Source organism: Caballeronia sp. LZ035 (assembly GCF_031451175.1).
In the GTDB taxonomy this organism is placed as follows: domain Bacteria; phylum Pseudomonadota; class Gammaproteobacteria; order Burkholderiales; family Burkholderiaceae; genus Caballeronia.
The window spans coordinates 401288-415193 of record NZ_JARUXS010000004.1; the positions used below are offsets into that span (position 1 = coordinate 401288).

12 protein-coding genes are annotated in these 13906 nt (G+C 64.3%); 5 read left to right on the plus strand and 7 right to left on the minus strand.

The window, feature by feature from the left end; all coding sequences use genetic code 11:
• Positions 1 to 2: 2 nt before the first annotated feature.
• Both QCE88_RS32180 and QCE88_RS32185 read right to left on the minus strand, forming a co-directional pair.
• Positions 3 to 980 carry a VacJ family lipoprotein gene (locus tag QCE88_RS32180; protein WP_409018260.1) on the minus strand — a complete coding sequence of 326 codons (978 nt, stop codon included), beginning with the start codon at positions 978 to 980 and terminating at the stop codon, positions 3 to 5.
• Complete coding sequence (locus QCE88_RS32185) at positions 977 to 3643, minus strand: MMPL family transporter (protein ID WP_309910978.1); 2667 nt, start codon at positions 3641 to 3643, stop codon at positions 977 to 979. Before QCE88_RS32185 ends, QCE88_RS32180 begins: the two co-directional genes overlap by 4 nt.
• Before the next feature lie 268 nt (positions 3644 to 3911).
• Between QCE88_RS32185 and QCE88_RS32190 the strand changes: the two genes are divergently transcribed.
• On the plus strand, positions 3912 to 4529 hold the full coding sequence (locus QCE88_RS32190) for an ABC transporter substrate-binding protein (RefSeq protein WP_309909321.1): 618 nt from the start codon (positions 3912 to 3914) through the stop codon (positions 4527 to 4529).
• 4 nt (positions 4530 to 4533) lie between these two features.
• On the opposite strand, the gene QCE88_RS32195 is transcribed toward QCE88_RS32190, so the two are convergent.
• A complete protein-coding gene (locus QCE88_RS32195; protein ID WP_309819115.1) occupies positions 4534 to 5172 on the minus strand; it encodes a response regulator transcription factor in 639 nt (212 codons plus the stop codon).
• Entirely contained in the window at positions 5162 to 6568 is a 1407-nt protein-coding gene (locus tag QCE88_RS32200; protein WP_309909322.1) for a cache domain-containing protein, read from the minus strand. The genes QCE88_RS32195 and QCE88_RS32200 overlap by 11 nt, the downstream gene beginning before the upstream one ends.
• A gap of 162 nt (positions 6569 to 6730) precedes the next feature.
• Between QCE88_RS32200 and QCE88_RS32205 the strand changes: the two genes are divergently transcribed.
• The 3 genes from QCE88_RS32205 (at position 6731) to QCE88_RS32215 (ending at position 9370) form a co-directional block, all read left to right on the plus strand.
• Positions 6731 to 8815: a carbon starvation CstA family protein gene (locus QCE88_RS32205; RefSeq protein ID WP_309909324.1), complete on the plus strand. Its 2085-nt coding sequence runs from the start codon at positions 6731 to 6733 to the stop codon at positions 8813 to 8815.
• 10 nt (positions 8816 to 8825) lie between these two features.
• On the plus strand, positions 8826 to 9020 hold the full coding sequence (locus QCE88_RS32210) for a YbdD/YjiX family protein (RefSeq protein WP_309909325.1): 195 nt from the start codon (positions 8826 to 8828) through the stop codon (positions 9018 to 9020).
• A gap of 170 nt (positions 9021 to 9190) precedes the next feature.
• A complete protein-coding gene (locus QCE88_RS32215) occupies positions 9191 to 9370 on the plus strand; it encodes a hypothetical protein (RefSeq protein WP_309909327.1) in 180 nt (59 codons plus the stop codon).
• Positions 9371 to 9413: 43 nt separating this feature from the next.
• On the opposite strand, the gene hpnH is transcribed toward QCE88_RS32215, so the two are convergent.
• Entirely contained in the window at positions 9414 to 10568 is a 1155-nt protein-coding gene (gene hpnH, locus QCE88_RS32220) for an adenosyl-hopene transferase HpnH (RefSeq protein WP_309909329.1), read from the minus strand.
• Between the two features lie 13 nt (positions 10569 to 10581).
• A complete protein-coding gene (gene ispH / locus QCE88_RS32225) occupies positions 10582 to 11544 on the minus strand; it encodes a 4-hydroxy-3-methylbut-2-enyl diphosphate reductase (protein ID WP_309909330.1) in 963 nt (320 codons plus the stop codon).
• A 449-nt stretch (positions 11545 to 11993) separates the two neighbouring features.
• Between ispH and QCE88_RS32230 the strand changes: the two genes are divergently transcribed.
• Entirely contained in the window at positions 11994 to 13196 is a 1203-nt protein-coding gene (locus tag QCE88_RS32230) for a glycosyltransferase (RefSeq protein ID WP_309909332.1), read from the plus strand.
• 29 nt (positions 13197 to 13225) lie between these two features.
• Here QCE88_RS32230 and QCE88_RS32235 read toward each other — a convergent pair whose 3' ends face one another.
• Positions 13226 to 13738: a hypothetical protein gene (locus QCE88_RS32235; RefSeq protein WP_309909334.1), complete on the minus strand. Its 513-nt coding sequence runs from the start codon at positions 13736 to 13738 to the stop codon at positions 13226 to 13228.
• Between the last annotated feature and the right edge of the window lie 168 nt (positions 13739 to 13906).

Here is a 13906-nt window from a genome sequence, read left to right on the forward strand (position 1 = left end):
GCTTACTTGGCGGGCTGCGCCGCCGGATCGTCGTACTGCGGCAGGCCTTGCGCCTTGCTCGAACTGGGCGAGGGCGCGCCCTTCGGTGCATTTTCCGCAGGCGCGGGCGACTTGCCGCCGACACCGCCCGCCGGTGCAGCCGCCACGCCCGGATCCGCATAGTTCGGCAAGCCTTGCTCCTGGCTGCTTCCGCCGCTCTGTCCCGGCGGCGCACTGGCGCCTTCCGGCGCGCTCGCGCCTTCGTCGCCGTAATCAGGCAGCGTGGAGGCGCCGCCGCCGGTCAGCAGATACTGGCGGCGCTGCGTGTAGGCATCGCGGACAAACGCGTATTTGTCGAGCGCGGCCGCCGAGAGCAGGTCGGTCGCGCCGATCAGATCCGCCCGCGCGCTGACGAAGTTCACGCCATACAGCGGCCAGCGGATCTCGGCATCCGTATAGCTGAGCGGGTTCACGCGCCAGTCGACCAGCCAGGTGGTCGAGTCGCGGAACGAGCTCGGGCCGAGCAGCGGCAGCACGAGATACGGACCCGACGGCACGCCATAATGCCCGAGCGTCAGGCCGAAATCCTGGTGATGCTTCGGCAGACCCGCCGGCGACGCAATATCGATCAAACCGCCGAGGCCGAAGACCGAGTTCATCGCAATGCGCATCAGATCTTCCGTGGCATCGGTGATCTTCAGCTGCAGCAGGTTATTGGCGAAGTTGGAGAAGTCGCCGAGATTCGAAAAGAAATTGCTGACGGCGGTGCGGAACGGGCTTGGCGTGTAATCCACGTAGAACTGCGCGACGGGCTTCGCCACATAGGTGTCGAGCGTGTCGTTGAACGTGAAGATCTTGCGGTTCATCGGCTCGAGCGGATCGCGCGGATTGCGATCCGGGCCGGTCGCGCAGCCGCTGGTGGCGAGCACGCCCGCGATCGCCAGTCCCATACCGAGGTTGCGCACTGCGCGAGCGGTCAACACCGTCGATCCCGACTTCATTCTTCAATTCCTCTTAGGTTGTCATGCCGTCGTGCCGCGCGCAGTCTGGCCCGGTCGGCGGCGCGTACGCGGCGCGGCTTGCCCATCAGGACGGGCTGGAAGACCACGGCGCCGACCAGCGTGCAGAAGAGCGACAACGCCAGCAGCCGCCCCATGCTGGAAGTACCCGGATGATGCGAGAACCACAGGCTGCCGAACGCGGTTGCGGTGGTGGCCGCGCTGAACATCACGGCGTGCGTGAGGCTCGATTGCAGCAGCCGCGTCTGGCCCGAGCGCCACGCCATCACGAAGTAGATCTTGAACGCAACGCCCACGCCCAGCATGAGCGGCAGCGCAATGATGTTAGCGAAGTTGAGCGGCATCCTGAAGACAACGCACAGCTCCAGCGTGACGATCGCCGAAACGAGCAACGGTACCAAAGTTCTCAGAACGTCGCCAAAACGGCGTAGTGCGATCCACAGCAGCACCGTGATGGCAGCCAGCGAGTACAGCGCCGCCTGCTGGAACGACTTGATGATGGTCTCCGCCGAATGGCGTACCGAAATCGGCCCGCCGATCGCATCCGGCTCGGCCTTCTGGACGGCATCGGCGAAACGGGCGAGCAGCGCGTCGTTGTTCGGATCGGCGCCCGGAGGAATTTTCGGCGAGACATCGACGAGCGCCTGTCCCTGCGGCGTCACCCAGGTCTCGACCATCTGCGCGGGCAAGCTCGCGCGGGTGATTTCGCTGGGTGTCAGCAGCGAACGCAATTGCGCAAGCGCGATGCGCAGCGGGTCGGCCAATGCGTGCTCCGCGCGGTCGCGCGTGGCGGCGTCGGCCTGGGCGAGCTTCGCGAGCGTCTGCGACAGCTGCTTCGCTTCCTTGTCGCCGGGGCCGGGATGTTCGTCGGCGGCGAGCGACAGCTGGCTCGACACGCGCTTCAGCGCCGCGACCCTGATCTCGTCCGTCACCGGGGCGGCCGTGGGCTGATCGAGCGCGGGCAGCAGCTGGTCAGCGGCCGCCTTGATGAGTGCGAGCTTCTGCGGCTGGTCGCCGGGAATCAGCGACGACAACGTGGTCGCGCGCCCGACTTCCGGCAGCTTGTCCAGCTTCGCCGCGATGCGATCCGCGTCGGCAAGCGAAGGCGCGAGCACGGCGACATCGTTGACCGCGCCTTCGGGCGAATCCTTGAGCGACAGCAGCGTTGCCATCGACTCGGTGTGCGGATCCTTCAGGTGCAGCGGATTGAAGTCGAAACGCAGATTGAACAGCAGCGGCAGCGCGCCGATCACCACGACCAGCGTGCCGATCAGCACCGGCTTGCGATGCTTGTCGAGGAATTCATCGACGGGCGCGAGCACCGGAAAGCCTGGCGAATGCGCCTCGCCGGGCGGCGCGAACACCTTGATCAGCGCGGGCAGCAGCGTCATGTTGGTGAGATACGCGACGAACATGCCGACGCCCGCGATCAAGCCCAGCTCCGACACGCCGCGATAGGCCGTCGGCAGGAACGAGAAGAAGCTCGCGGCGGTCGCGGTGGCGGCGAGCGTCAGCGGCACGGCCACATGGCGCGCGGTTTCCGCGAGGGCAACATCGAGCCGCTTGTGCTTGTAGCGCTCCTCGCGGTATTTCACGCCGAACTGGATGCCGAAATCCACGCCGAGCCCGACGAACAGCACCATGAACGCGACCGAGATCATGTTGAGCGCGTGGACCATCATGAGGCCGAGCGCGGCCGTGATCGCCAGGCCGACGAACAGCGTGATGAACACGGCGAGAATCATGCGTTTCGAGCGCAGCGCGACCCACAGGATCATCAGCACGACCAGAAAGGTCAGCACGCCGTTGAGCGCGGCGCCGTCCTGCACCGAGGCGAATTCCTCGTCGGCGAGCGGCTGCGCGCCGGTCAGATGAAGGCTGGCGCCATACTTTTTGTCGAGCCCGAGTTCGGTGGCTTTCGCGCGGATCTCGTCCGACGTGCCCGCCGCCGCCTTCAGCGCGTTGAAGTCCAGATCGGGCAGGACGGTGATGAAGGCACGTCCCGGAACATCCTTGCTCGACGAGCCCGAATCCGCCAGCTGGCGCCACGAAAATGCGGCCGGCTGATTGGCCAGCACTTGCGTCAGCACGGTGTTGGCATGGCCGAGCAGGCCGGCCATCTGGCCGAGATTGACTTGTCCCAGCGTCAGCGGCAGGTTCAGCGTGGTGTTGAGGGTTTGCGCGAGGCCGGTGAGCGTCGGATCGTGGGCGAGCGTATTGATGAGCGGACGTGCCGACACGAGCTGCTTCGTCACCTGCTCGACCTTGTCGACGGGCAGATAGAGCAGGCCTTCGTGCTCGAAGAACGGGCCGCCCGAAGGCTGCGACACCGACTTGAAGCGCTCCGGTTCCTTGGCGAGCGCGGCGGCGAGCTGGTTTGCGGCGGCATCGGCGAACTCTTGCGCGGGCGCCTCGACGACAATCAGCAAGGTGGCGCCGCGCTGCGGAAAGGCCTGGTCGATAGCCTTGCTGCGCGCCGCCCACTCGGGCTCGGTCTCGATCAGCTGGCTGACGTCGGTGCTGATCCGGAAATGATGAACGACGTAGATCGTGCTCAGCACGCCGAGCAGCAGCGAAACGGCGATAATCCAGGCCGGGCGGCGGATGGCGAGTGTGACGAAACGAGTAATGTTGGACGTCAGCATGAAGACGCTACCTGTGTGTCCTGTTATTTTTGCGCATTGCTGTGCGCGAAGTGCATGATGCCGAGCGCCGGAAAGCGCACCGCCCGGGTGAAACGACGCGGTGTGCCGCGCAAGTATAGCGGGCGCTTCGGCAGCGTCTGTTCTTGAACTGTTGCGGCGCTGCGGTGTCGGTATACTGATTTCACCAAACGGCGGCTGCCGCAGTCCCCTTGCAACGCCCGAGGGCCGCAGAGCCCGCGCCAACAAACCAGATCAGAGAACGGGTGCCATGAAACGCTATCTGTCCATTTGCTTCGCTTTCCTCCTTGCCTCGGTGGCCTTCACGGGCGAGGCAGTCGCACAAACGAGTCCCGACGCCGTCGTCAAGAACGCGGTGGAGGGCACGGTCGACGCAATGAAGGCCGACCCGCAAGCGCGCGGCGGCGACATGGCGAAGATCACGCAACTCGTCGAAACCCGCTTCCTGCCCGCCACCGACTTCCAGCGCACGACGCGCATCGCGGTGGGCAAGGCCTGGGCCAGCGCCACGCCCGAGCAGCAGAAGCAGCTTTATGATCAGTTCCAGACGCTGCTGGTCCGCACTTATGCCGCGTCCCTGTCGCAATTGCGCGACCAGGACGTGAAGTTCAAGTTCGACTCGCCCAACGTCGATGCCAACACCAAGGACACGGTGGTCGAATCGCACGTCATCTCCACGGGCGGCGACAACCCGGTGCGCTACCGTCTGCAGAAGACCCCGCAGGGCTGGAAAATCTACGACATCGACATGATGGGCGCGTGGCTCATCCAGGTCTATCAGCAACAATTCGCGGGGCAGTTGCAAAAGGGCGGCGTCGATGCCCTGATCAAGTTCCTCGCCGAGCACAACGCCCGTTCGGCAGGCTGACGCGCTAGCGTCGGCGGTGTTCCACCGCAAACTTGATCAGCTCGGCCTGTCCGTCTATGTCAAGTTTGCGCTTCAAATTCAGCCGGTGCGTTTCGACCGTGCGCACCGACAGCCCGTGCTGTTGCGCGATCTGCTTGCTGGATAAGCCTTGCGCCAGCGCGTCGAGAATCTCGAGTTCGCGCGGCGTCAGGCGTTCGAGCGGGGTTTGCATCGAACGTGCCTGGATCATGCGTGCCGCCACGCCGGCGCTGAAGAAGGTCCGGCCGGCGAGCACCGCGTCGATGGCCTGGATGATTTCCGTCGCCGGCGAATCCTTCAGCACATAGCCGCTCGCGCCCGCGCGCACCGCCTGCATGACGTACTCCACGTTGTCGTGCATCGACAACATCAAAACGCGAATGTCCGGAAAGCGCTCGTGGAAGCGCGCCGCCAGTTCAATCCCGCTCATGCCCGCCATGCCGACGTCCATCAGCACGAGATCGGGCGGATTCGCTTCGTCGGCGGCGAGCGCGAGCGCATCCGGGCCATTGCCCGCTTCGCCGATCACCCGCAGATGCGGCACGGAATCGAGGCGCGCGCGCAGGCCGTCGCGCACCAGCGGATGATCGTCGACGAGAATCAGGCGGGCGGGTTCAGCGCTCATCGGCGTGTCCTTGGAGATTGGGTACGGCGAGCGGCAGCGGCACGCTCGCGGCGATCGTCGTGCGGCCCAGCTGCGCGTCGATGCGCAGCGCACCGCCCAGCGTATCGAGCCGCTCCCGCATGTTGCGCAGACCGAGGCCGCGCATGGGATCCGACAGCACGGCGGGCACGTCGAAGCCGACGCCGTTGTCCGTGATGTCGAGCGTCACCGCGTGCTTCGCGACGGCAAGCGTCAGTTGCGCACGCGACGCCTTCGCGTGCCGCATGATGTTGTTGAGCGCTTCTTGTGCGATGCGGAACAGCACGGTGTTCACGGTGTCCGGCAGGCTCTCGCCCTGGCCGGTTGCGTTGAAACGCACTTCGATGCCGTCCTGCCCGTCGGATTCGCGCGCGAGTTGTTCGAGCGCGGCGGCGAGGCCCAGATCGTCGAGCATCGCGGGGCGCAGCGCGTGCGAGATGCGCCGCACTTCGCGCAGCGTGCCGGCGAGGCGTCCGAGGCCGGTCGAGAGCGCGGCTTCGGCGGTGGGTTCGCGTGCCGCGCCGCGTTCGAAGCGCGCCAGCGCCGATTCGAGCAGCAGCTTCACCGACACCAGCATCTGACTAATGCCGTCGTGCAGCTCGCGCGAGAGGCGCGCACGTTCCTGTTCCTGCGATTCCACCACTTGCCGCGCAAGGCGCCTGAGCTTGGCGTCCGCGCTCCGATGCTCGCTGATGTTGAGCACGGCGGCGCAGATCGCGATGACGGCGAGCGCCGCCAGCGCAATGACGCCGATCCATGTCAGCGTGCGCGCGATGTTTGAGGCGGCGCGGTCGTCGATGCGCGCAAGCGTCGTTTCCACGTCTTCAAGATAGATGCCGGTGCCGATCATCCAGCCCCAGCGTTCGAGCGGCACGACATAGCCGAGCTTGGGCGCGAGCAATCCCGTCGATGGCCTGCGCCACAGGTAGCGCACATAGCCGCCGCCTTGCGATGCCTGGCGGACGAGTTCCTGGATGGTCAGTGCACCGTTCGGATCACGCATCAGCCACAGATCGCGGCCGACGAGATCGGGCTGACGCGGATGCATCAGCGAGAGGCCGTGCATCGTGTAGACGAAGAAATAGCCGTCCTGGCCGAAGTCGAGCCGTTGCAGCGCGTCGAGTGCGAGGCGGCGGCGTTCTTCGTCGCTGCGCGAATCGCCGGCGGGCGGATCGTAATAAGGCGCGATGGTGCTCCTCGCGATCTCCACGTAATGCCGCAGCTCGATTTCCTTGCTCGACACATACGCGGCCTGCGTGGTCGCGTGCTGGACCTGCGCGAGCGACTGCGCCTGCTGACGCACGCCGTAGGTGATGCCGCCGATCGCGAGTGCGAACGGCACGATGGCCAGCAGAAAGATTTTTGCCTTGAGATTCATCGAAACAGGGTTTTCCGCTACGTGAAGGCACGCAGCGCGCGTACGTAGTCATGCGCTTGTAAGCGTTCCAGCGAAAGCGAATACTACCGCCCAATGCGTCATCGCGGCGCATGCCACGACGACGGAGCCTGGCTCCGAACGTCATACAAACAAGGAGACACCATGAATCGGGCTTCAGGATTCCTGGTCTGGATCGCGCTCGCGCTGCTGGGCGCGTTCGCATTCGGCACCATCGCGCTCGCGCACGGCGAACGCATCAGCGCACTGTGGATCGTCATCGCGGCGGTCTGTGTCTATCTCATCGCTTACCGGCTCTATTCGCGTTTCATCGCAGGCAAGGTGCTGCAACTCGACGGCCTGCGCATGACGCCGGCCGTTCGTCACAACGACGGCCTCGACTACGTTCCCACCAACAAATACGTGCTGTTCGGACATCACTTCGCGGCCATCGCGGGCGCAGGTCCGCTGGTCGGTCCGGTGCTGGCCGCGCAGATGGGCTACACGCCCGGCATGCTGTGGATTCTCGCCGGCGTGGTCTTCGCGGGCGCGGTGCAGGACTTCGTGATCCTGTTCATCTCGACACGCCGCGACGGCCGCTCGCTCGGCGATCTCATCAAGATGGAACTCGGCACCGTGCCCGGCGTGATCGCGCTGTTCGGCACGTTCCTCATCATGGTGATCATTCTCGCGGTGCTTGCGCTGATCGTCGTGAAGGCGCTGACGAATTCGCCGTGGGGCACGTTCACCGTCGCCGCGACGATTCCCATCGCGATCTTCATGGGCCTGTACACGCGCTATATCCGTCCGGGACGAATCGGCGAAGTGTCCATCGTCGGCTTCGTGCTGCTGATGCTCGCGATCACCTTCGGCGGACATGTGGCGGCATCGCCGGCCATCGCGCCGTGGTTCACGTTCACCGGCACGCAGCTCGTATGGATCCTGATCGGCTATGGCTTCGTCGCGTCCGTCCTGCCGGTGTGGCTGCTGCTCGCCCCGCGCGACTATCTCTCGACCTTCCTCAAGATCGGCACCATCGTGGGCCTCGCGATCGGCATCCTGATCGTCGCGCCCGAACTCAAGATGCCGGCGTTCACGAAGTTCGTCGACGGCAGCGGTCCGGTGTGGTCGGGCAATCTGTTCCCGTTCCTCTTCATCACGATTGCATGCGGCGCCGTATCGGGCTTTCATGCGCTGATCTCGTCGGGCACGACGCCCAAGATGATCGACAACGAAATCAACATGCGCTTCATCGGCTACGGCGCGATGCTGATGGAATCGTTCGTCGCGATCATGGCGCTGGTCGCCGCTTGCGTGATCGAGCCGGGCATCTACTTCGCGATGAACAGCCCGGCCGCGCTGCTCGGCAGCACGCCGGAAGCGGTCGCGCAGACGGTATCAGGATGGGGCTTCATGCTGACGCCGGACATGCTGACATCGACGGCGAAGGCGGTGGGCGAGACCACCATCGTCGCGCGGGCCGGCGGCGCGCCGACACTCGCGGTCGGCATGGCGCACATTCTTCATCAGGTGATCGGCGGCGAGGCGATGATGGCGTTCTGGTATCACTTCGCCATCCTGTTCGAGGCGCTCTTCATCCTGACGGCCGTCGATGCCGGCACGCGCGCCGGCCGCTTCATGCTGCAAGACCTGCTCGGCACGTTCCATCCGGCGCTGCGCCGCACGGAATCGCTGCCGGCGAACCTGATCGCGACGGCGCTGTGCGTGGCCGCCTGGGGTTACTTCCTGTATCAGGGCGTGGTCGATCCGTTCGGCGGCATCAATACGTTGTGGCCGTTGTTCGGCATCTCGAACCAGATGCTCGCGGGTATCGCGTTGATCCTCGGCACTGTCGTGCTCTTCAAGATGAAGCGCGAGCGCTATGCATGGGTGACGCTCGTGCCGGCTGCTTGGCTGCTGATCTGCACGCTGACTGCGGGCTGGCAGAAGATCTTCGATGCCAATCCGAAGATCGGTTTCCTCGCGCACGCCGGCAAACTGCGCGACGCCTACGACGCGGGCAAGGTGATGGCGCCGGCCAAGTCGTTGCCGGAGATGCAACGCATCATCTTCAATGACTATGTCGATGCGGCGCTCGCGGGCCTGTTCATCTTCGTGGTGTTGAGCATCGCGGTGTACGGCGTCATGACGGTGCTGCGCGCGCGTCGTGAAGCCCGGCCGACGGTGCGCGAAACGCCGTTTGAGCCGATGCCCTCGGGTGCGGCCGCGGCAGTGCGCTCGGGACATTGAGGAAACGGTGATGTTCGACGACCTTCGACAAGCGGGACGGTATCTCGGCCAGGCGATGCGCCTGATGGTCGGGATGCCCGACTACGATGCCTACGTCACGCACATGCAGGCGACGCATCCCGACCAGGCGATGATGTCGTATGCGGAGTTCTTTCGCGAGCGGCAGGAGGCGAGGTACGGGACGGGGGCGGGGAAGTGTTGTTGAGGTGAAGCGGGTGCTTCGATGTTGGAGAGAACGCGACGGTGATGAGCCGTCGCGTTTTTATTTGCATCCCGCGAACAATTTTTGACGCGCTTGCCACCCTAAACGACGAAACAGTTCCCTTAGACTTTGTTCGGAATGGTTCTAATCGGAGTCTTGGAGGAGCAGTTGCAATGACTGAAATTGAACAGCGTAAAACCAGTGAGCCTCTGGTGAACAACAACTCTCTCTCGCTGCTTGAAGAGTTGCGGGGAAGTGTTCTGTTTTATATCGACCCATTCAAACCCGTGGGCCTCGAAGACTGGAACGCGCTCAAAACCCGGAAGCGAAAGAAACGAAAAAAGGGCGGATGACTGACCGTCACCCGCCCTTCATTCTCACAAGAACGCAGCCGCCTTAATTCGCCACAGCCGCCGTTTTCGCACCCTTGTTCTTCTTCATGCGTCCGATCTCTTCCAGCTTGATCTCCACATGCTTCGAGAACACGAATTCAGCCGGGCGCTGCTTGTCGAACGGCAGATCCTTCGCGAACGCGCCCGTCGTGCGCGGGCCCCGAAGCGCAATCTTCGCCGCCTTGAGCGGATGCGCCACCGTGTCCATCACGGCCGTTGCTTCGAAGCCGCAGTGGACCATGCAGTCCGCGCACTTCTCATACTTGCCCGTGCCGTACTTGTCCCAATCAGTGGTTTCCATCAGTTCCTTGAAGGTCTTCACATAACCTTCGCCGACCAGATAGCACGGCTTCTGCCAGCCGAACACCGTGCGCGCGGGGTTGCCCCACGGCGTGCACTCATACGTCTGATTGCCCGCGAGGAAGTCGAGGAACAGCGTCGACTGGCTGAACGACCAGTTCTTGCCGTTGTTGCCGCGCTTGAAAATTTCGCGGAACAGCGTCTTGGTCTTGTCGCGGTTCAGGAAGTGCTGCTGGTCCGGTGCGCGCTCGTATGCGTAGCCCGGCGATACCGTGATCCCGTCCACGCCGATGGGCCCGAGCGTATCGAAGAACTTCGCCACGCGCTCCGGCTCCGCGTCGTTGAACAGCGTGCAGTTGATGTTCACGCGGAAGCCACGACGCTTCGCTTCCTTGATGGCCGCGACTGCCTTGTCGTACGTGCCCGGCTGCGACACCGAGTGATCGTGCGCTTCGCGGTCGCCGTCCAGATGGACGGACCAGACGAAATACGGGCTCGGCTCGTAATCGTCCATCTTCTTTTCCATCAGCAGCGCGTTCGTGCAGAGGTACACGAACTTCTTGCGCGCCATGATGCCCTTCACGATCTGCGGCATTTCCTTGTGCAGCAACGGCTCGCCGCCCGCGATGGAAACCACCGGCGCCCCGCATTCGTCCACCGCGCCGAGACACTCTTCCAGCGACAGGCGCTGGTTCAGGATCGGATCCGGATAGTCGATCTTGCCGCAGCCATTACAGGCGAGATTGCAGCGGAACAGCGGTTCGAGCATCAGCGCGAGCGGATAGCGCTTGTTGCGGCTCAAGTGCTGCTTGAAGATGTAGGCGCCGACACGCGCCTTCTGAAGCATGGGAATAGACAATTGCCTGCTCTCCTTATTCTTCGCGAATGGCCGTGGCCGCGACGGCGGCGAGCGGCTGCATGAGCTTCGCGGGGAGTTTGAATTCGACCTTTTCCTCACGGCCGTTCATCGTCGTGACTTCGACGGGTCCGAACGCGCGCAGGGCATCGATCACATGTTTGACCATTTCTTCGGGCGCCGATGCGCCCGCCGTGATGCCGACCGTCTGCACGTCGGCGAACCATTCCGGCCTGATCTCCGAACCGTCCGCCACGAGGTAGCTCGGCACGCCGCTTTCGGCGCCGATTTCCCGCAGACGGTTCGAATTGGAACTATTGGTGGCGCCAACCACGAGCAACACGTCCACCTGGTCCGACAGCTCGCGCACCGCAGCCTGCCGGTTTTGCGTCGCGTAGCAGATATCGCGCGTATCCGGCCCGACGATATCCGTAAAACGGCGCTGCAAGGCGTCGATGATGCCACGCGTGTCGTCTACAGACAGCGTGGTCTGCGTGACGTACGCCACCGGGGTATCGATGTCGAGCGTCAGCTTCTCGACTTCCGCCTCGCTCTGCACCAGCACGACCTCGCCTGGAATCTGACCGACGGTGCCTTCCACTTCCGGGTGTCCCGCGTGGCCGATGAGAATCAGCGTGCGGCCCTGCGAGACATATTGCCGCCCCTGCACGTGAACCTTGGTGACGAGCGGGCAGGTGGCGTCGAGTACGTCGAGACCGCGCGCGTCGGCATCTCTTTCGACGCTGCGCGCCACGCCGTGCGCGCTGAAAATCGCCACCGCGCCATGAGGCACTTCGTCCAGCTCTTCGACGAAGCGTGCACCCTTGCTGCGCAAATTGTCGACGACATGACGATTGTGAACGATCTCGTGACGCACATAGACGGGTGCGCCATGTCGTTCGAGGGCCCGATCGACGATCTCGATCGCACGGACCACGCCCGCACAAAAGCCGCGGGGTTGAGCAAGGATGATACGCATATTCGAACGAACTCCGACTGACGCGGGTTTCGGGGTTGGCCGGCGGCGAGCTCGCAGGGTTCCGGCGCGCTTTTCCAGCAATTCAGGCTGCATGACGACTGTTGAACTCGACACTTGAAGCAACGGCGAAGAAACCAAAATAGCAGACCGGAAAAAAAGACATGTTGGGGACGGGTCTGCGCGCCGAAGTTGACCGCGTATTCTAACGCGTTCCCTTTTTGGGTGCTCACTGCCTGCCATGGCCGCCGGTGCGCCGCGGCGCATGCAAATACGGCGCTTTTCAGAATTCAGTAGACTGTCGGTCGTTTTCGGCCGAGCGCCGCCTTGCGGGGTGGCGCGTCCAGGCAGGGCCACGCTTGAGCCCGGTCGATGTGTCGGCTGCGCAACGCCGGTGGATCGAACCGCTCCGCCACGCTTTTCCCGTTCTTACCCAGCTAAACACCTGAAACATGCTACTGATTGCCTGGCTGTCCCTCCTGATCTGGCTCGTGCTGCTGTTCGCGCGCGGCGGATTCTGGCGTGCCGAGCCCGCGCCGGCGCTGTCCGGCACGACCATTCACGCCGTCGGCAGCGCGGAGATCGCGCGGCGCGGTGCATGGCCGGCGCTCGTCGCGGTCGTGCCGGCGCGCAACGAAGCCGATGTCATCGGCCGCGCGGTCGGCTCATTGCTCAAGCAGGACTATGCGGGCGCGTTCCACGTGATCGTCGTCGATGACCACAGCACCGACGACACCGCCGGCGTCGCGCTCGCCGCCGCGCGCGATCTGGGACTCGAAGATCGCCTGACCGTGTTGACCGCGCAGCCGCTGCCGCCGGGCTGGTCGGGCAAGGTGTGGGCGCAGTCGCAGGGCATTGGCGCGATCGATTCGCTGGGGCTGCCCGCCGAATATCTGCTGCTCACCGACGCCGACATCCACCATCCGGCCGATGCCGCCACGCAACTCGTCGCGCGCACGATTCTCGAAGACCGCGATCTGGTGTCGCTGATGGTCCGTCTGCGCTGCGATTCGCTGTGGGAAAAAGCGCTGATTCCCGCCTTCGTGTTCTTCTTCGCGAAGCTTTATCCGTTTGCCTGGGTGAACGACGTGCGCAAGGCCACCTCGGGTGCTGCGGGCGGCTGCATGCTGGTGCGGCGTTCGGCGCTGGCCGAGGCGGGCGGGATCGAATCGATCCGTCAGGAACTGATCGACGATTGCAGTCTTGCCGAGCGCATCAAGCATCGTTTCGGCCGCAACGCCGCGCGTCCGATCCGTCTCGATCTCGCCCACACCAGCGAATCGCTGCGTCCGTACGACAGCTGGCGCGACGTCTGGAACATGATCGCGCGCACGGCTTTCACGCAACTGCGTTACTCGCCGTTGCTGCTGATCGGCACGGTGATCGGCATGGCGGTCATCTATCTGGCGCCGCCGCTGCTGTCGCTGGCGATGGGCGCACGCGCGTGGCCCGCGTGCGTGGCCTGGGCGCTGATGTGCATCGCCTACGGGCCCATGCTGCGCTACTACCGCAGGTCGCTGCTGTGGGCGCCGCTGTTGCCGCTGGTCGCGTTGTTCTATGTCAGCGCGACGATCGGCTCCGCCGTGCGTTACTGGAGCGGGAAGGGCGGGCAGTGGAAGGCGCGGGTGCAGGCACCGACGCAGGAAGGGTCGTAAATGCCGGGCGGCTTCGCGACGAAGCCGCCTTACTTCTTCGTCAGCATGGCGTACAGCTCGATCACCATGTTGGGCGAAAACGTGAACGGCACCCAGCCGTGTCCGCCATGGCGCAGGACCAGTAGCCGGTCGCCGTTGGCGTACTTCTGCGAAGCCATGACCGGGTTCTTGGTTGCGGCGAAGCGCCAGCCCGGCGCGATCCCGGCGGGCTGTTCCGGCGACATCGAAGCGCGCACGTTCGACAGTTCCTCGATCAGTTCCGATACCCCTTCCGGCCCCAGCTTGACCGTTTTGCCCGCAATCGTCATCTCGATGGCATCGCGATCCGGCCGCGACACAACGAGCCTCGGCGCTTCGTTCAGCGCGGGCGGTTCGGCGGGTGCGGGCGCGTCGCGGTTGAGCGCGGGCGGTTCGCCGGGGGCGCTGTCGGCGGCAGAAGCGGTGACAGAGGAAGGGGCAGAAACAGAAGCAGAAGCGGAGGCGGTCTGAAGGAGCGTATCGAGGCTCGACTCCAGCGCGCCAAGCTGGTCGTGTAGGTTCATGCGAATGGTGTCTTTGACTGGCGAGCTTGCGGCGAGGCACCGATTCTACCCGCTCGTCTTTGGCGGGGCCGGTGCAGGTTGTAACCAATTGCTCTGAGCGTGCGGATCACGCGACAGTTTTCCGCCGTCACAAAAAACAAGACCGGCGTCCCTTCCGGGAGGCCGGTC